The 17,177-nt window shown below is 74.5% G+C and carries 21 protein-coding genes; 8 read left to right on the top strand and 13 right to left on the bottom strand.

Annotation, left to right across the window (positions count from 1 at the left end):
- Positions 1-172 precede the first annotated feature (172 nt).
- Positions 173-1,402 carry a glutathionylspermidine synthase family protein gene (locus AC067J_RS08755; RefSeq protein ID WP_478297175.1) on the bottom strand — a complete coding sequence of 410 codons (1,230 nt, stop codon included), beginning with the start codon at positions 1,400-1,402 and terminating at the stop codon, positions 173-175.
- A gap of 6 nt (positions 1,403-1,408) precedes the next feature.
- Complete coding sequence (locus AC067J_RS08750) at positions 1,409-1,846, bottom strand: hypothetical protein (RefSeq protein ID WP_478297174.1); 438 nt, start codon at positions 1,844-1,846, stop codon at positions 1,409-1,411.
- A 160-nt stretch (positions 1,847-2,006) separates the two neighbouring features.
- Here AC067J_RS08750 and AC067J_RS08745 point away from each other — a divergent pair, with 160 nt between their 5' ends.
- Entirely contained in the window at positions 2,007-2,429 is a 423-nt protein-coding gene (locus AC067J_RS08745) for a DUF350 domain-containing protein (protein WP_478297173.1), read from the top strand.
- A 116-nt stretch (positions 2,430-2,545) separates the two neighbouring features.
- Here the strand turns inward: AC067J_RS08745 and AC067J_RS08740 are convergent, their stop codons facing one another.
- Positions 2,546-2,911, bottom strand: a complete 366-nt coding sequence (locus tag AC067J_RS08740) for a winged helix-turn-helix transcriptional regulator (protein WP_478297172.1) — start codon at positions 2,909-2,911, stop codon at positions 2,546-2,548.
- A 98-nt stretch (positions 2,912-3,009) separates the two neighbouring features.
- Here AC067J_RS08740 and AC067J_RS08735 point away from each other — a divergent pair, with 98 nt between their 5' ends.
- Complete coding sequence (locus tag AC067J_RS08735; RefSeq protein WP_478297171.1) at positions 3,010-3,906, top strand: imine reductase family protein; 897 nt, start codon at positions 3,010-3,012, stop codon at positions 3,904-3,906.
- 30 nt (positions 3,907-3,936) lie between these two features.
- Here the strand turns inward: AC067J_RS08735 and AC067J_RS08730 are convergent, their stop codons facing one another.
- From AC067J_RS08730 to AC067J_RS08720, 3 genes are all read right to left on the bottom strand, one after another.
- Positions 3,937-4,341, bottom strand: coding sequence for a PIN domain-containing protein (locus tag AC067J_RS08730; RefSeq protein WP_478297170.1), 405 nt, complete (start codon positions 4,339-4,341; stop codon positions 3,937-3,939).
- Positions 4,338-4,568, bottom strand: coding sequence for a PhdYeFM domain-containing protein (locus AC067J_RS08725; protein ID WP_478297169.1), 231 nt, complete (start codon positions 4,566-4,568; stop codon positions 4,338-4,340). Before AC067J_RS08725 ends, AC067J_RS08730 begins: the two co-directional genes overlap by 4 nt.
- A gap of 112 nt (positions 4,569-4,680) precedes the next feature.
- Positions 4,681-5,739, bottom strand: a complete 1,059-nt coding sequence (locus AC067J_RS08720; RefSeq protein WP_478297168.1) for an aldo/keto reductase — start codon at positions 5,737-5,739, stop codon at positions 4,681-4,683.
- A 279-nt stretch (positions 5,740-6,018) separates the two neighbouring features.
- Here AC067J_RS08720 and AC067J_RS08715 point away from each other — a divergent pair, with 279 nt between their 5' ends.
- The 3 genes from AC067J_RS08715 to AC067J_RS08705 all read left to right on the top strand — a co-directional run bounded on the left by AC067J_RS08715 (position 6,019) and on the right by AC067J_RS08705 (position 9,225).
- Entirely contained in the window at positions 6,019-7,023 is a 1,005-nt protein-coding gene (locus tag AC067J_RS08715) for a hypothetical protein (RefSeq protein ID WP_478297167.1), read from the top strand.
- 142 nt (positions 7,024-7,165) lie between these two features.
- Positions 7,166-8,260, top strand: coding sequence for an NAD(P)/FAD-dependent oxidoreductase (locus AC067J_RS08710; protein ID WP_478297166.1), 1,095 nt, complete (start codon positions 7,166-7,168; stop codon positions 8,258-8,260).
- A gap of 29 nt (positions 8,261-8,289) precedes the next feature.
- Positions 8,290-9,225 carry a class I SAM-dependent methyltransferase gene (locus AC067J_RS08705; RefSeq protein ID WP_478297165.1) on the top strand — a complete coding sequence of 312 codons (936 nt, stop codon included), beginning with the start codon at positions 8,290-8,292 and terminating at the stop codon, positions 9,223-9,225.
- Positions 9,226-9,406: 181 nt separating this feature from the next.
- Here AC067J_RS08705 and AC067J_RS08700 read toward each other — a convergent pair whose 3' ends face one another.
- From AC067J_RS08700 to AC067J_RS08690, 3 genes are all read right to left on the bottom strand, one after another.
- Positions 9,407-9,730 carry a DUF6087 family protein gene (locus AC067J_RS08700; RefSeq protein WP_478297164.1) on the bottom strand — a complete coding sequence of 108 codons (324 nt, stop codon included), beginning with the start codon at positions 9,728-9,730 and terminating at the stop codon, positions 9,407-9,409.
- Between the two features lie 93 nt (positions 9,731-9,823).
- Positions 9,824-10,144: a DMT family transporter gene (locus AC067J_RS08695; protein WP_478297163.1), complete on the bottom strand. Its 321-nt coding sequence runs from the start codon at positions 10,142-10,144 to the stop codon at positions 9,824-9,826.
- A 62-nt stretch (positions 10,145-10,206) separates the two neighbouring features.
- Positions 10,207-10,623 carry a DMT family transporter gene (locus AC067J_RS08690; protein ID WP_478297162.1) on the bottom strand — a complete coding sequence of 139 codons (417 nt, stop codon included), beginning with the start codon at positions 10,621-10,623 and terminating at the stop codon, positions 10,207-10,209.
- Positions 10,624-10,763: 140 nt separating this feature from the next.
- On the opposite strand from AC067J_RS08690, the gene AC067J_RS08685 reads away from it, so the two are divergent.
- Positions 10,764-11,255, top strand: a complete 492-nt coding sequence (locus AC067J_RS08685; protein WP_478297161.1) for a MarR family winged helix-turn-helix transcriptional regulator — start codon at positions 10,764-10,766, stop codon at positions 11,253-11,255.
- 182 nt (positions 11,256-11,437) lie between these two features.
- Complete coding sequence (locus tag AC067J_RS08680) at positions 11,438-12,466, top strand: transglutaminase-like domain-containing protein (RefSeq protein WP_478297160.1); 1,029 nt, start codon at positions 11,438-11,440, stop codon at positions 12,464-12,466.
- Between the two features lie 198 nt (positions 12,467-12,664).
- Here the strand turns inward: AC067J_RS08680 and metG are convergent, their stop codons facing one another.
- From metG to AC067J_RS08665, 3 genes are all read right to left on the bottom strand, one after another.
- Positions 12,665-14,395 carry a methionine--tRNA ligase gene (gene metG, locus AC067J_RS08675; RefSeq protein ID WP_478297159.1) on the bottom strand — a complete coding sequence of 577 codons (1,731 nt, stop codon included), beginning with the start codon at positions 14,393-14,395 and terminating at the stop codon, positions 12,665-12,667.
- A gap of 182 nt (positions 14,396-14,577) precedes the next feature.
- Entirely contained in the window at positions 14,578-15,699 is a 1,122-nt protein-coding gene (locus AC067J_RS08670) for a damage-control phosphatase ARMT1 family protein (RefSeq protein WP_478297158.1), read from the bottom strand.
- Between the two features lie 36 nt (positions 15,700-15,735).
- Positions 15,736-15,924: a DUF397 domain-containing protein gene (locus AC067J_RS08665; RefSeq protein WP_478297157.1), complete on the bottom strand. Its 189-nt coding sequence runs from the start codon at positions 15,922-15,924 to the stop codon at positions 15,736-15,738.
- A 308-nt stretch (positions 15,925-16,232) separates the two neighbouring features.
- Here AC067J_RS08665 and AC067J_RS08660 point away from each other — a divergent pair, with 308 nt between their 5' ends.
- Positions 16,233-16,382: a hypothetical protein gene (locus AC067J_RS08660; RefSeq protein ID WP_478297156.1), complete on the top strand. Its 150-nt coding sequence runs from the start codon at positions 16,233-16,235 to the stop codon at positions 16,380-16,382.
- Between the two features lie 139 nt (positions 16,383-16,521).
- Here AC067J_RS08660 and AC067J_RS08655 read toward each other — a convergent pair whose 3' ends face one another.
- Positions 16,522-17,124, bottom strand: a complete 603-nt coding sequence (locus AC067J_RS08655) for a GNAT family N-acetyltransferase (protein ID WP_478297155.1) — start codon at positions 17,122-17,124, stop codon at positions 16,522-16,524.
- Between the last annotated feature and the right edge of the window lie 53 nt (positions 17,125-17,177).

Raw genomic sequence — 17,177 nt, 5'->3', positions numbered from 1 at the left:
GCTCCTCCCCGGAGTTGATACATGACCGGAACGGCCAATTGAACTTATCAACTTCGGGGAGGGCGGGGCCCCGATCACGCCGGTTCTCACCCGGGAGTGGGATGGTGCCGAGGCAGCGGCCCAGGGCGGTCGCGGTGGGGCGGGGGCGCGGGGCCGGGGCGGGGCGGGGTGGTCAGGTGATGAGGTGCGGGAGGAAGCGGGCGCCCTGGTGGGTGATGGGGCTGTCGTCGGTCTCCCGGATGCCGAGGCCCGCGGACTCGCCGTCCACCACCCAGGTGCCGAGCACCGGGCGGTTGCCGTCGAAGTCGGGCAGCGGGTGGAGCTGCTGGTAGCAGTGGCCCTCCGCGCCGTAGCGGTCCGGGTCGCCGGCCCACTCGGCGAGGCGGGTCTCGCGGCCGCCCGGTTCGACGATCCGCACGCCGGCGCCCTCGCGGCCGAGCAGCGGCTTGGCCGCGTAGCCGGGCCCGTCGGGGTCGGCGAGTTCGCGCGGGCCGTCCAGGTAGGCGGGCAGCAGGTTGGGGTGGCCCGGGAACAGCTCCCAGAGCACGGCCAGCAGCGCCTTGTTGGAGAGCAGCATCTTCCAGGCCGGCTCGATCCACAGCGTGGAGCCGGTGGAGCCCCCGTGGTCGATGACGTCCAGCAGCTGCGTGCCGAACTCGTCGGAGGCCAGCCACTCCCACGGGTAGAGCTTGAAGGCGGCCCGGACGAAGCGGTGCTCCAGGTCGACGAAGCGGCCGGAGAGCGGGTCCCACCCGATGTCCTCCATGGCGATGCCGACGGTCTCGATGCCGGCCTGCTCGGCGCACTCCTGGAGGTAGAGGGTGGTCATCCAGTCCTCGCCCTCGGTGTCGCCGCGCGAGTGCGCGAAGTGCACCGGGCCGGGCGGCAGCAGGTGCTTCTGCCGGGCCCAGGAGGCGACCAGCCGCTCGTGCAGCGAGTTCCACTGGTCGGCGCCCGGGAACCGCTCCTCCATCCAGAACCACTGCGGGCCGGCCGCCTCGATCAGCGAGGTCGGGGTGTCGGCGTTGTACTCGAAGAGCTTCGCCGGCCCGGCGCCGTCGTACGCGAGGTCGAACCGCCCGTAGACGGCGGGCTGTTCGTCGCGCCGGCGCCAGGACTCGGCGACCGCGTCGGCCAGCCGGGGGTCGGTGATGCCGTAGTCGGCGAACCGGCCGGTGCGGACCACGTGGTCGGCGGCGGCCAGGCACAGCTCGTGCAGTTCCTCGACGACCTCCTCCAGCGCCTCCACCTCGGGCAGTGAGAACTCGTAGTACGCGGACTCGTCCCAGTAGGCGTGCGGGCCGCCCTGGTTGCACGGGTCGGAGCACATGGCGTAGATCAGGCCCTGGCCCTCCACGGTGGCCAGCCAGTCCGGGCGCGGGGTGATGGTGCGGCGGCGCACGGCGGATCAGCCCCCGCCCGAGCCGCTGGAGCCGGACGGGCAGCCGAAGCCGCCGCGCTTGGTCGCGGCCTTGTCGAAGGTGCCGCCGAGGGCCGTGGCGGAGCCGGAACCGCAGTAGTACCAGCGGCCGGCGGTGGCCGCGCCGGTCCCGCTGGTGCAGGAATGACGGTCCAGCACCTTGAGGGTGCCGGGGTCGACGCAGCGGCTCGGCGGGTTGCTCCCGGAGGAGGACGAGCAGCCGGACAGGGCCAGTGCGAGGGTGCCGACCATGCCGAGGGTGACGAAGCCCGAGCGGCGCCGGCCGGCCGGTTCGGCGGCGGTGGGCGTCGGGGCGGTTCCCGGGGTCGCGGTGCCCGGGGTCGCGGCGTCGGGGGTCGCTGCGTCCGGAATCCGGGCGGGCGCGTCCGGTCTCGGGGAGGGGGCGGCTGGCAACGGCTGCGTCATGGCGCCCGATGGTACGCGCGGTGCCGGATGGTACGGGAGGGGACCCCGTTACCCGGCCACGGCCGGGCCCGATGGGTTATCTTTTGCCGATCCTTGACCGTGGGGCCGCGTCGGACGTCGGCCGGCCCCGTGACGTACGTGGAACCGGGGGCAGACACCCATGAACGACATCCTGCACGGTCTCGGCGCGGCCGCCGCTTTCGGCGGCGTCGGCGTGGTGCTGCTGCTGCTCGGCATCGTCCTGGTGGACCTGCTGACGCCGGGCAAGCTCGGCCGGCAGATCTGGGTGGAGCGCAACCGCAACGCCGCCGTGCTGCTCAGCTCGGCGCTGCTCGGCATCGGCGGCATCGTCTTCACCGCGATCCTCTACACCTACGAGGACTTCGGGAAGGGCCTGGCCTCCACCGCCTGCTTCGGCGTGCTCGGCCTGGTGCTGATGGCCGTCGCGTTCTGGGTGGTGGACGTCCTGACGCCGGGCAAGCTCGGCGCGATCCTGGTCGACCCGGAGCCGCACCCGGCGGTCTGGGTGACGGCCAGCTGCAACCTCGCGGTGGCCGCGATCGTGTCGGCGTCGATCGCCTGAGGCGGTCCGGGACGGCTGGGACGGCCCGGGCGTTCAGGGCGCTCGGGGCGCTCGGCGACGGTCCGGGCGTCCGGGGACGGTCCGGGGACGGTCCGGGGCGGGCGGGCCGTCGGGCTTCAGGCGGTCAGCCGGCCCGGTGCGGGGTGCGGTTCGCCGCCCAGCACGTGTTCGCGCCCCCAGGCGCCCAGCGGGGCCAGCGCCTCGTTGAGCCGTGCCCCGACCGCCGTGAGCGAGTACTCGACCCGCGGCGGCACCTCGTCGTACGCCTCGCGGTGCACGACGCCGTCCGCCTCCAGCTCGCGCAGGTGGGCGGCGAGCACCTTCTCGGTGATCCCCGGGACCAGCCGGCGCAGCTCGCCGAACCGGCAGCCCGGACGCTCGGCCAGCGCCCAGAGGATCAGGACCTTCCACTTGCCGCCGATCACGTCCATCGCGGCGTCGATCCCGCAGACGTACGCGCCGGGCCTCGGTACGGTCGCCATGCCCCCACCTCTCCGACCTGTTCGCTCACCTCAGGGTAACCACCCACTCCGAAGTGCGTACTTGATCGTTCCGGCGGCGGGCGGCGAGCCTGGCGGGCATGACAGAGAACGCGGTCGACACCGCCTCGAAGACCCCCGTCACCCTGCTCGGCCTCGGCGCGATGGGCGCCGCGCTGGCCGACGCCTGGCTCGCCGCCGGGCACCCGCTGACCGTCTGGAACCGCACCGCGGCCCGCGCCGAACCGTTCGCCGCCCGGGGCGCCGCCGTCGCGGCCACCGCGGCCGGGGCGGTCGCCGCGAACCGGCTGGTGGTGGTCTGCCTGCTGGACGACGCCTCGGTCGAGGAGACGCTGGCCGGCGCCGACCTGACCGGCAAGGACGTCGTCAACCTGGTCACCGGCACCCCCGGCCAGGCCCGCGCCCGGGCCGCCTGGGCCGCCGGCCGCGGCGCCCGGTACCTGGACGGCGGGATCATGGCCGTCCCGCCGATGATCGGCGTCCCGGCGGTCGGCCCGTACGTCTTCTACAGCGGTTCGCCCGAGCTGTTCGAGGAGCACCGGGAGACCCTGGCGGCCCCGGCCGGCACCACCTGGGTCGGTGAGGACCCGGGGTTCGCCGCCCTGCACGACGTGGCGCTGCTGAGCGCGATGTACGGCATGTTCGCCGGGGTCGCGCACGCCTTCGCGCTGGCCCGCTCCGAGTCCGTCGCCCCGGGCAGCCTCGCCCCGATGCTCACCTCCTGGCTCACCGCGATGACCCGCTCGGTGGCGACCACCGCCGAGCAACTGGAGGCCGGCGACTACACCCTGGGCGTCGTGTCGAACCTCGCCATGCAGACGGCCGGGGTTCCGACGTTCCTGCGCACCGCGGAGGAGCAGGGCGTCAGCCCGGAGCTGCTGGCGCCCTTCTTCGACCTGATGGAGCGGCGCCTGGGCCAGGACGTGCGGAACGGCGCGGAGGACCTGACCGGCGTGATCGACCTGCTCCGGCGGTAGGAGCCCGGCTGGGCAGGGCCCGGTCCGGCCTCAGACCTCGATCACCTCGACCCCCTGCTCCAGGCCGACGAAGTCCGCGGCATGGCGGGTGAAGAGGGGGTGGCCGGCGGCAGCGGTCGTCGCGGCGATCATCAGGTCCATCCGGCGGGGCCGGGGGGCACGCCTGGCTTGGATCGTGAGCGCGACCAGGGTGCCGAAGCGCCGCGCTGCCTCCCGGTCGAAGGGGATGGCGGCGAACTCGGCCTCGGCGTCGGCGAGGCGCTGGGCTCGGGCGAGCATCTGCACCGGGTCCTTGGCCATGGCCATGCCTTGGGCCGGCTCGGCCAGGACGATGGCCGAGACGGCGGCCTCCACCGGCAGCCGTTCCGGGCCGAGCTGTGGCAGATCGATGACCACGCAGGTGTCCGGCAGACCGCGTGGACGGCGCTCGGTCACGAGCGCTCCCAGGGGTCGTCGCCGTCGACGCGGTCCTCGTCACCGTAGAAGGCGTCGGCTTCCGCGCGCACCTCCGCCGCATCGACCGCCGGCGCCGTGCTCCACTTCCGCTGGAGCTCCTCGATCGGGACGAACCGGCGGCGGGAGGTGAGCGGGCGGACCTCGGCGATCTCGGTGCCGTTGCGGGTGATGTGGTAGACCTCGCCGGCTTCGACGTCGTCGAGCACGGCCTTGGACCGGGCGGCGAGTTACGCTGCGTGATGGTCTTCATGCATTGATTGTGTCGCGGCGTAATGCATTGCGATACGGCGTTGTCGTGCCCGGTCAACCGGCGGCCGGTCAGCCGGCGGCGGGGCGGTCGGCGGCGGGGCGGCGGCGGAGGGCGGGGTCGGTGAGGGCGGGCGGCTGCCAGACGCCGTCCGGGTGGTAGACGTTGGTGCCCGGCGCGACGACGGCGTCGATCCGGTCGAGGGCCGCGTCGTCGAGCACCAGGTCGGCGCCCTTGAGGGCCGACTCCAGCTGGCCGAGGGTGCGCGGGCCGATGATCACCGAGGTGACCGCAGGGTGCGCGAGCGGGAAGGCGAGGGCCAGTTCGGGCAGCGTGCGGCCGAGGTCCTCGGCCAGGGCCGTGAGCTCCTCGACGACCTCCAGCTTGGCCGCGTTGACCGGCAGCGCCGGGTCGAACCGGGCCGGGGTGAGGGCGGCGCGGCCGCTGCCCATGTCGATCGGCCGGCCCTTGCGGTAGCGGCCGGTCAGGAAGCCGGAGGCGAGCGGGGACCAGGTCAGCGCGCCCATGCCGAGCCGCCGCACGGTCGGCAGGACGTCCCGCTCGACACCGCGGGCGAGCAGCGAGTACGGCGGCTGCTCGGTGCGGAAGCGCGCCAGGCCGCGCCGTTCGGCGACGTGGTGGGCCTCGACGATCTCCTCGGCGGGGAAGGTCGAGCAGCCGAAGGCGCGGATCTTGCCGGCCCGGACGAGGTCGCCGAGCACGGAGAGGGTCTCCTCGATGTCCGTGCCGTGGTCGGGCCGGTGCACCTGGTAGAGGTCGATCCGGTCGGTGCGCAGCCGGCGCAGGCTCTCCTCGACCTCCCGGACGATCCACCGCCGGGAGTTGCCGCCCCGGTTGCGGCCCTCGCCCATCGGGAAGTGCACCTTGGTGGCGAGCACGACGTCGTCGCGGTCGCCCCGGGCCTGCAGGGCCTTGCCCACGATCTCCTCGGACTCGCCGCCGGAGTACATGTCGGCGGTGTCGACGAAGTTGATGCCCGAGTCGAGGGCGGTGTGGATGATCCGGGCGCAGTCGTCGTGGTCGGGGTTGCCGACCGCGCCGAACATCATCGTGCCGAGGCAGTAGGTACTGACCTCGATGCCGGTGCCGCCGAGGATGCGGTAGCGCATGGTGCGAATCCCCCTGGTGGTGTGGGTGGTGGTGCGTGGTCAGGTTGGTCGGCGCCGGTTCCTGCGGAGTCGCCGGTGTCGACGCTACGACCTGGAGTGCGCTCCAAGGCAAGGGGCGGGGCGGCTTCGAGCGGGACCGCTCGCGGTGGTCGGGCCCGGTGGCTGGCCCGGTGGTCGGGCTCGGTGACCAGGCCCGGTGGCCCGGCTCCCCCCGGCGGGGGAGCGGCTTCGTCCGAGCGGGGGAGGACCGGCCCGGGCGCCCGGTGCGAGCGTGAGGGCATGACGACGACGAGCGGGTGGGCGGCCGGGCGGACGCCGGCGCGGCGGAGGCCGGGGCCGGCGGGTTGGGTGACCGACGGGCGGGGCGCGGCCGGGTGGGGCGTCGCGTACGCGGCGTTCGGCGTGGGCTGCGCGGTCGGCGGGACGGCGCTGTTCGGTGCGTCCTGGGTGGGGTGGGCGGTGGCGGCGGTCGGTCTGGCCTCCGCGGCGGCCGGTGCCGCGGTGGCGCGGTCCGGGCCGCGCCCGGCACTGCGTCCGGTGCTCTGGACGCTCTGCGGGCTGGCCGGGGCAGGGGCGTTCAGCCTGCTGATGGACGTGATCACGCTGCTCTTCGGGCAGGGCGTGGACAGTGTGCCGGGTGCGGTGCAGCACGCGCTCTCGGCGCTCGGCGCAGGGCTGCTGGCGGGGACGGCGAGGGCCGCGGCGGCGGTCCCGGCGGGTTCGCCGGACGCTCCTCCGGCGGCTCCCTCGGAGGCCCCGCCGACGGTCCAACTGGCCGCCTGGGCAGGGACGGTGGCGTTCCTCCCGTACGTCGGGATGAAGCTGACCTGGGCGTTCGGCGGCACCTTCGCCGGGGTGAGCGGTGCCGAGATGCGCGCCGCCGCCGAACGCAACGGCGCCTCCGGGCTCTGGCTCACCCTGGAGTCCTGGGGGCTGGACGCGACCGCGCTGCTGGCGGCCCTCGGCGTCTTCCTGCTCTGGGGCCTGGTCCGCCCCTGGGGGCAGGTTTTCCCGCGCTGGACCCTGCCGCTGAGCGGTCGTCGGGTCCCCCGCTGGCTGCCGCTCACCCCCGCGCTGCTGGGTGCGGGCACGCTCGCGCCGTACGGCGTGGTCGGCGTCGGGTACGCGGCCCTCGTGACGGCGGGCGTGGTCGGGATCCGGCGCGGCGACTTCCCGACGTCGGGGGACGCCCTGCTGGTCTGCTGGATCGGCCTCGGCGCGTTCGCGGTCTACGGGGTGGCGCTGGCGGTGGCCGCCCGCTCGTACTGGCGGCGTACGGGCTGAGCGGTGCGGCCGTGGCGTACGGGCGGGGCGGCGTACGGGCTGAGCGGTGCGCGGCCGGGCGGCCCTGCGGGTGTTGCCGAAACCGCAACGAAAGTTGCCCGGGGAGCACCGGTCGCGCAGCCTGGCGGTGGAGGTGATCGCCGTGGGCGACAAGCAGATCCAACCCGGCTCCGAGGGCCGGACCCCCGACGGCTACGACGTGGTGGTGGTCGGCGCGGGCGCCGCCGGGCTGAACGCGGCGCTGGTGCTCACCAGGGCCCGTCGCCGGGTCGCCGTGGTGGACGCCGGCCAGCCGCGCAACGCCCCCGCCGCGCACATGCGGGGCTTCCTCTCCCGGGACGGCATGTCCCCGGCCGCACTGCTGGCGGTCGGCCGCGAGGAGGTCGCGGGTTACGGGGGCGACCTGATCGACGCGCGGGTGGACCACATCGAGCCCGTCCCGGACGCCGGGCCCGGCTCGCAAGTCCCCGGCCCCGCCGTCCCCGGCGCCGACCTCCCCGGCCCCGGTGCTCCCGGGTTCCACGTCCACCTGGCCGGCGGCCCCGTGCTGCGGGCCCGCCGGGTGGTGGTCGCCACCGGTCTGCGCGACGGACTGCCGGAACTGCCCGGCCTCGCCGAGCGGTGGGGCCGCGACGTGCTGCACTGCCCGTACTGCCACGGCTACGAGGTCCGCGACCGGCCGCTCGGCGTCCTGGGGACCCACCCGGGCGCGGTGCACCAGGCGCTGCTGGTCCGCCAGTGGTCGGCGGACGTGGTGTTCTTCGCGCACACCCTGGAGCCGTCCGACGCCGCCCGGGCCCGGCTCGCCGCCCGGGGCGTGCGCGTCGTCGAGGGCCCGGTCAAGCGGGTGGTCGTCGAGGACGACCGGCTGCGCGGTGTCGAACTCGCCGACGGCCGGGCGGTGCCCCGCGAGGCGGTCTTCGTCTTCCCGCACATGGTGCCCAGGGACGCGCTGCTGTTCGGCCTCGCCTGCGAACGGGACGCGCAGGGCTGGGTCACCACCGACGGCGCGGGCCGTACCAGCGTTCCCGGCGTCTGGGCGGTGGGCAACGTCGCCGACCCGCGCGCCCAGGTGGTCACCGCCGCCGGGGCCGGGGCGGCGGCCGCCTTCGCGCTCAACCACGACCTGGTGGACGAGGACGTCGAGCAGGCGCTCGCCGCGGCCACCGCCACCGCCACCGACCCCGTCCACGCCGTTGCCACCGCCACCGCCGTAGCCACCGCCGTGCCGCGGTGAAGCCCACCCCCGACCGAACGGAGTACGCCATGCCGCACGACCACTCCCCGCAGGCCCCCGGACACCAGCACGGCAACGGCCACGGCCACGCCCACGCTCACGGTCACGGCCACCACCAGGGCCCCGGAACGGACTTCGACTGGGACGCCCTCGCCGCCCACCTGGAGCACGAGGCCGAACTCCAGGCCCCTGCCGTCACCGAGGCCGCGCACTGGCTGCGCGGGCTGCTGGACGGCGCCGCCGTCGGCCGGGTGCTCGACGTCGGCAGCGGCCCCGGCGTGATCGCCGGACTGCTCGCGGACGCCTTCCCGGCCGCCGAGGTGGTCGCCGTCGACCAGTCCGAAGCCCTGCTGGACCGCGCCCGGAAGCGGTCGGCCGGCCGCGTCGCCACCCGGCGGGCCGACCTGCCGGACGACTTCGCCGCGCTCGGCACCGCGGACCTCATCTGGTCCGCCAACGCGATCCACCACCTGGGCGACCAGCAGGCCGCGTTGACGGCCCTGGCCGGATCGCTGCGCCCGGGCGGCCTGCTGGCCGTGGCCGAACGCGGCCTGCCGCCGCGCTTCCTCCCCCGTGACCTCGGGACCGGACGCCCCGGCCTCCAGGCCCGGCTGGACGCCGCCAACGAGGACACCTTCAGCAGGATGCGCGCCGAACTGCCCGGTACGGTCGCCGCGGTGGAGGACTGGCCGGCGATGCTGGCGGAGGCCGGGCTCGTCCCGAGCGGGACGCGCACCTTCCTCACCGACCGCCCGGCCCCGCTGGACCGTCCGGCGCGCGAGTACCTGCACGTCAACCTCTCGCGCCGGCGCGACCAGTTGGCGGAGCAGCTGGACGCCGAGGACCGTGCGACCCTCGACGTCCTGCTCGACCCGGAGGCCCCCACCGGCATCCTGGCCCGCCCGGACGCCTTCTACCTCACCGCCGTCACCGTCCACACCGCCCGGGCGGCCGACGGGCGGTAGCGCTGCTGCGGCTCGGCCGGTACCGCGGACGGAGCGGCCGGCGGCAGGAGATCCTGCCGCCGGCCGGGGCCTGCGGGCCGCCGGTCGGAGGGCGGGCCGGCCCCCGCGGTCGTCCTCGAAGCCGCCCGACTCCCCTGTGGTGGGGCGGGGTCGAGGCCCGGTGGGGGTGGCGGCCCGCTCGTCACCGGTCCGGCTTCCGGTGGCGGCCGGTGCCCTTGCGCAGCAGCGGCACCGGAGTGTCCGCCTGCGGGAGGACGGTGGCGGGTCCGGCCGCCTCCTCGGGCCGGACGATCAGCGGGTACGCCTCCGCGTAGCTCTCCGCCACCGCGACCGGCTGCCAGGCGAAGCCGTCCCACTCGACGACCAGCCGCGGTACGTCCTGGAACACGTGCGCCCCGCGCCGCGGCCCCGGCGCCAGGGTGATCGTGTCGCGCGTGCCGGGCGCCCGGCGTCGGCGCGCCCGCCTCGCGTACCACTCGGCCAGCGGCTCGTCCTCGGCGTCCATCGCCGCCTCCCTCGGGGATCGGTCGGGGACGGCCAGTCTTGCCGATCCGGATCGGGCGGACGATTCCACGATCGGGTGAAATCCGGTGCGGGGTCAGAGCCCTGACGCCAGCTTCAGGGTGACCGCGCCGGCGATGATCGAGGCGAAGGAGACCAGCTTGGGGAGTGTGATCCGCTCCTTGTAGATCAGGGCGCCGAGGACGACCGTGCCGATCGAGCCCAGCCCCGTCCAGATCGTGTAGCCGACGCTGACGTCGAGGGTGCGGAGCGCGAGGCTCAGCGTGTAGATGCCTCCCGCGGCGGCGGCCAGGGTGAGGACGGAGGGCCAGAGCTTGGTGAAGCCCTTGGTGGCGTTGGTACCGAGGGCGAAGACGATCTCGAAGACGACGGCGATCGCGAGGAAGACCCAGGCCATGACGGTTCAACTCTCTCTTGTGGGTGCGGGATCGTGGGTGCGGATGCGGGCGGGGGCGGCCGTCAGGCGGTGGTCGCGGGGCCGGCGGTGGCCGCCGGGACCGGGGTCGGGGCCGGTGCGGCGGGCTGCTGTGCGGCCGGTGCGGTGCTGTCGGCTCCGGCCGGCCGGTCGGCGAGCTTGAGGCCCAGGACGCCGCCGATGATGAGCACGAAGGCGACGGCCTTCCCCGCGTTCATCTCCTCGTCGAAGATCAGGGTGCCGAGGACGACCGTCCCGACCGAGCCGATCCCGGTCCAGACGGTGTAGCCGACGCCGACGTCGAGGGTCTTGAGGGCGAGGCTGAGGAAGAAGATCCCGCCGGCCGCGGCCGCCGCCGTGAGGAGGGACGGGCCCAGTTCGGTGAAGCCGTCGGTGGCGTTGGTGCCGAGGGCGAAGACCACCTCGAAGACCGAGGCGATGAGCAGGTGGATCCAGGCCATGGGAAGAGCCCCCCGGGGTCATGGTGTTTGCATGTATGTGCAAGTAGATCGCGCTGGGCAAAAGCATGCATGTACAAGTAACATCGTGTCAACCCACCCCGCCCGACCTGACGGTCCGACCGTCCGGACAGGAGCGCCCGATGCCCACCCGACCCGGCCGAGCCACCCCGGAGCACGCCCCCGCCCCGGCCGCCGACGGCCCCCACGCCCCCGCCGACGCCCGCATGTGGGGCCGGATCACGGCCCTGCACGCCCAGGTCGAAGGCCGCCTCGCCACTGCGCTCCAGCGCCGGCACGGCCTCGGCCTCTCCGAGTACCGCGCCCTCGGCCTGCTCGCCGAGGCGCCCAGGAGCGAACTGCGGATGCAGGACCTCGCCGCCGGGCTCGGCCTCAACCAGAGCTCCGTCACCCGCCTGGTCGCCCGCCTCAACGCCGCCGACTTCACCTACCGGGACCTCTGTCCCGATGACAAGCGCGGTGTCTACACCGTCCTCACCGACGCCGGCCGCGACCGCCACCGCGAGGCCCTCGGCACCTACGAGGAGACGCTCACCACCGCCCTCGACGAGGCCGCCACCGCGACCCCCGACCTCGCCCCGCTCCTCGAAACGGCCCGCCGCTCCCTCGGCTGAACCCGGGTCGGAGCGCCGCCCGCCGCACAGGAAGTCGACCGGGCCGACTTCCTGTGCGGCGGTGCAGCGGTGCCCGGGCGGCGGCGGTCGGTCGGCGGCCGGCCTGGACGGGGGCGGGCGAATTTTGGCACGGTGGGCGGGGTCCGCTCCGCCGCCGCTCGCACCGCCAGGGGGTACCAGCCGTGTCGCACGCCTCGCCGGATCCGCCGAACCCACCCGGCGCGGCGCGCGGGCCGGACGCCCAGGAGCCGCCCACCCACCCCGGATCCGTCGGCGCTGCGCCCGCCCCCGTTGCGGCCGCCCGGCTCGCGTCCGGTGAGGCCGCGTTCTACGCGAGCCAGAGCCCCTTCTCCGACCCCGGCCCGCTCGCCCCGCACTACGCCGGCCTGCCGCGCGACCCGGCCGGACTCGCCGCGATCGCCAGGGGTCTGGTGATCCACCGCTTGGAGGGGGAGCACTTCCGGCACGACATCCCGCCGGACCGCCTCCACGACGACGCCGAGACCCGCTACTCGGACGACATCCTCCGGATCGTCCTCGCCCGCGACGCCTCCCCGCTGACCGGGGCCCGCGCCCCCGGCGACCGGTTCGTCGGCGTCTGCCGCGACTTCGCCCTGCTGCACTGCTCGTTCCTCCGCCACACCGGCACCCCCGCCCGCCTGCGGATCGGCTTCGCCGACTACCTCGGCCCGGACGGCTTCCACGTCGACCACGTGGTCACCGAGTACTGGGACGCCGACCGCGGCTGGCTGCTCGCCGACGCCGAACTCGCCGACCCGGCGATCGCCGAGGCCCTCGGTGTCGACCTCGACCCGATGGACGTGCCCCGGGACCGCTTCCTGGTCGCGGGCGCGGCCTGGCGGGCCGTCCGGACCGGCGCGGCGGACCCGCTGTCCTTCGGCCTCCCCGACCCGCGGGCCCCGCTGGTGGGGGAGTGGTTCGTCGCGGGCAGCGTCCGGCTCGACCTCGCGGCACTCAACAAGGTCGAGACGCTGCTCTGGGACGTCTGGGGGGCCGGCGCGGGCAGCGACGACGGGATGACCGACGACGTCCGCACGCTCTACGACCGGGTCGCCCGTCTGACCGGCGGCCCCGGTGTCCGGTTCGCGGCGGTGCGCGGCCTGTTCACCGCCGAGGAGGGCCTGCGGACCCCGGGGCGGGTCCTCTCGATGGCCCCGTTCCACGGCCCGCGCGAAGTGCTCCTGCGCTGACGCCCGACCACCAGGGCCGCCCGCCCATCGGGACCGCCCGACCGCCAGGGCCGCCCGCCCACCGGGACCGCCCGACCGCCAGGGCCGCCCGCCGGGGCCGACCGCCCGACCGCCCGCCGGGCCCCGCGACGGGCGCGGCCGCCCGCCCCCGTCCTGGACGGAGGCGGGCGGCCGCGCCGTTCGTGCCGCGACCCCGGGCTACTCCCCGCCGCCGAACCGCGCCGTCCAGCCGGCCAGGTCCTCGTCCGTGATCTTCGCGAACAGCACCGGCGGCACGGTGAACGGCGTCCCGGCCGGGACGCCGTCCAGCGCCCGCGCCTCCTCCGCGCCCACCCAGCGGCGGGTGCTCGCCGGGGCGTCGGCCGGCAGCGCGAACGCCCCGCGCATCGCCTCCGCCGCCGTCGGGATGAACGGCTCCGAGACCACCGAGTACAGGTGGATCAGGTTCATCGCCGTCCGGAGCGTCAGCGCGGCCGCCTCCGGGTCGGTCTTCACCTGCAGCCAGGGCGCCTTCTCGTCCAGGTAGGCGTTGCCGGCGCTCCACAGGGCCCGCAGGCTCTGCGCCGCCTTGCGGAAGTTGAGCGCGTCGAGCTGCGCCTCGTAGTCGGCCAGCAGCTCGGCGATCTGTGCGCCCAGCCGCTCCTCCGGCTCGCCCGCCGCGTGCCCGGCCGGCACGTCGTCGCCGAAGCGCTTGCGGCTGAACGTGAGCACCCGGTTGACGAAGTTGCCGAGCGTGTCGGCGAGGTCCTTGTTGACGGCGGCGGCGAAGAGGTCCCAGGTGAAGCTGGAGTCGTCCGACTCGGGCGCGTGGGCCATCAGGAAGTAGCGCCAGTAGTCGGCCGGCAGCAGCTCCAGCGCGACGTCCGTGAAGATGCCGCGCTTCTGGCTGGTGGAGAACTTCCCGCCGTAGTACGTCAGCCAGTTGAAGGCCTTGACGTAGTCGACCTTCTTCCACGGCCGGCGCGATCCGAGGATCGTCGCCGGGAACATCACCGTGTGGAAGGGGACGTTGTCCTTGGCCATGAACTCGGTGTAGCGGACGGTGTCGTCGACCTCGTACCACCAGGACTTCCAGTCCCGCGTCTCGCCGTCGGCCGCGGCGTCCGACCACTCCTTGGTGGCGCCGATGTACTCGATCGGGGCGTCGAACCAGACGTAGAAGACCTTGCCCGAGGCCGCCAGCTCCGGCCACACGTCGGCCGGCACCGGCACGCCCCACTCCAGGTCACGGGTGATCGCCCGGTCCTGCAGGCCCTCGGTCAGCCACTTGCGGGCGATCGAGGAGGCGAGCACCGGCCACTGGTCACCGTGCGCGGCGACCCACTGCTCCACCTGCTCGGTGAGCTTCGACTGGAGCAGGAACAGGTGCTTGGTCTCCCGCACCTCCAGCTCCGAGCTGCCGCTGATCGCCGACCGCGGGTCCAGCAGGTCCGTCGGGTCCAGGACGCGGGTGCAGTTCTCGCACTGGTCACCGCGCGCCTTGTCGTAGGCGCAGTGCGGGCAGGTGCCGACGATGTAGCGGTCCGGCAGGAAGCGCCCGTCCGTGATCGAGTACACCTGGCGGATCGCCCGCTCCTCGATGAACCCGTTGGCGTGCAGCTCGCGGGCGATCTCCTGGGTGATCTCCCGGTTCTGCACCGAGGAGCTGCGCCCGAAGTAGTCGAACGACAGCCGGAATCCGTCGTAGACCGCCTTCTGCTGGTCGTGCGCCCGCGCGCAGAACTCCGCCACCGGCAGCCCGGCCTCCTGGGCGGCCAGCTCGGCCGGCGTCCCGTGCTCGTCGGTCGCGCAGATGTAGAGCACCTCGTGCCCGCGCTGGCGCAGGTACCGGGAGTAGACGTCCGCCGGCAGCATGGACCCGACCATGTTGCCCAGGTGCTTGATCCCGTTGATGTAGGGAAGGGCGCTGGTGATCAGGTGCCGAGCCATCCTCGGATGCTCCGATTTCTCCCGCACGCACCCCTACCCCGGAGTGCCGTGACAGGCGCAGGGTTCTGGGGGCCGCAACGGAAGCCCGGCACGCAGGCCGGTTCCCGGGCTGCCACACAGAGCGGGTTCCACTGTGGGCGGCCCCAATCCTAGCGAAGCTCCTCCCGCCCCTTCGCTCCCGTTTACCGCCGGGCCGCTCCGTCCACCTGCACCAGCGCGTGCCGGCCGGCCGTCCGCCACCGCGTCCCGGTCCCGTCCAGCCGGTCGAGCACCGCCGCGTCCGCCCCCACCAGGACGTCCGACTTGAGCGTGCGCAGTGCCGCGACGGGTGAGGGGAAGTGGCCGGCCGTGGCCGCGAAGGGCGTGGTCGGCGGCCAGTGCCGGTCGCCGACCAGCCGGCGGTAGTTGAGGTCGCCCTTGAGGACGGTGAGCGCCGCCCCGGCGAACTCCGCCCGCAGGCCGGCGGGCATCGCGTCGTACGGCAGCGGCGCGCAGAAGAACGGGTCGGTCCGGACGGCCAGTGCGCCGTCCTCCATCGCCCGCCGGAGCCGCCGCCCGGCCGCCGTGCCGTGCAGGCGGTCGACCGCAGCCAGGACGTCGGACATCGTCGCGTCCGACACGAAGTACGGCTGCGGCTTCACGTACAGGGCGACCTCGGCCGCGAGCCCGCGCTCCAGCAGGTGGTCGATCAGGGCGAGGTCCGGCAGCAGCTCGGGCCCGGCGTTGTCGGCCACCACGCAGACCCGCCCGCCCCGGCCGCGCTCCAGTGCGGACCAGAAGGCCGCCGAGTCGTCCGCCACCAGCGCGTCCGTCTCGGCCTGCGGTCCCTCCCCCGCGGTGATCCGGAACCCGAGGTCGGCCCGGTTCCCCCACAGGGCGGACGCCAGCAGCTCCTGCGGGCCGTCGCCGAACCCGTCCACCGGGGCCCCGGCCAACTCGGCGGCCTTGAAGGGGCCGAACGGGTCGATCCCCCGCCACACGCCGTCGTCGAAGTAGCCGGTCGCCTCCAGCAGCCGACGGTAGAAGTAGCTCTCCGCCCACAGGAACGGCGCCTCCCCCCACGGCCGCCCCCACAGGCCCTCGCCCCAGGCCAGCCACCCGGCGCCGTCGTGCGCGTCCTCGGGCAGCGGCTCCAGGACCCCGGCGGTGCTCTCCGCGAGCAGCCGCTCCAGTTCCGCCCGCTGCCGCGCCCCGTACGGCAGCGCGGCCAGCACCCGGCTCACCAGCCGCGGATGCCGCTCGTGGAACACCGCCCACGCGAACGATCCGGGTACGTCGCTACGAATCACCGCCGCCTCAGCCACGGTGCGACTCTAGGGCGTGTCCAGGAGATGTGCCGGTCAGAGGGTGAACTCGCCCTGCTTGACGGCGGCGACGAGGTCCTGCCATTCCCGGTGGGTGAGGACGGCGTGGGGTGCGTCGGGGGCGCGGCCGCTGCGGACGAGGACGGCGTCCGGCGTGACGGTGACCCGGGGGCGGTGGCCGCCCCGGTCGGGGGTGTCCGGGGCCTGCGGGTCGCGGTCGTCCATGACTGCTCCTGGAGGTCGGCGGTGGAGGTCGGCGGTTGAGCCCGGGACCGACGCGACGGGCCACGGCCCGATTCTGCCCGGATCCACGGGCGGGCGCACCGGCCGTCGGGCTCGAACTCCGGTGCGGTAGACCGGACATGACGGTGCCAGGAGGCCCGTCCGGACCCTCCGGTCCATCCGGAGCCGGATCTGGCTCGAACGTGTGGGCGGGGGCTTGACCTCGCCGCCGCTTTGGCCGATGACTGGGGTGTGGAACTCATCGGGCTTTGCGGCAAGGCGGTTTGGGCCGTGGTGGCGGTCGATCGCTGATGGCTGTCGTGCTGCTGACGGGATTGCTGGTGTCGGTGGTCTTCGTCGGGGTGGTGGCGCAGATCATCGCGAGTCGTCAGCCGCGGGAAAGACGTTCCACCGGGCGGGACTTGGCCTCCGGCCACTCCGTCGCCGGCCGGGAGAAGTAGGCACTGTCGCGCCAACTCCCGGCGGGGCACGGCCGATTCGGCCGGTGGATGCCGTCGGAGCCTGCCCGGTTCGGCGAAGTCGTGTTCGGACGGGGCCTTTCGGCCGCCCGTCAGGACGACGGGAGGGGGCGCCGAGCGGTCATCCGGCGGCCAGCCTCTCCTCCAGGCGGGCCCGCGCGGCGGGCCACTCCTCCCGCAGCATCGAGAAGTACGCCGTGTCGCGCCAGACCCCGGTGTCGCGCCGCTTGTCGCGGCGGTGGATGCCCTCGAAGCTCGCGCCCAGGCGCAGGATCGCGTTGCGGGAGCGGTCGTTGAGCGCGTCCGTCTTCCAGAACACCCGGCCCATGCCCAGTTCCTCGAACGCGTACGTGAGCAGCAGCAGCTTGGACTCGGTGTTGAGGCCGGTCCGCCACACCGAGCGGGCGTTCCAGGTGCCGCCGATCTCGACCAGCTCGTTCTCCGCGCTGAAGTCGTAGAAGCCGGTGATGCCGACGGCCCGCCCCGAGGCGAGGTCGACGGCGGCGAACTTCACGGCCGTCCCGGCGGCGACCTCGGCGAGGCGGACGTCGAGGATCGCGCCGAGCTCCTCCTCGGTGGTGGGGGCGGCGAACGGGATCCAGCGCCAGACGTCCTGGTCCCGGCCGACGGAGGCCCACAGCTCGGGGAGGTGGTCGCGGCCGAGGGGCTCCAGGCGGACGTGGCGGCCGGTGAGCGTGACGGGGGCGGGGATCTTCGCAGTCATGATCGAAAGGTAGCGCCAGAATGCACTAGATGCAACGGCTTATTGCACCAGTG

The sequence above is a fragment of the Kitasatospora sp. NPDC042419 genome (assembly GCF_056437345.1).
This window is presented reverse-complemented; position numbering and strand designations above follow the sequence as displayed.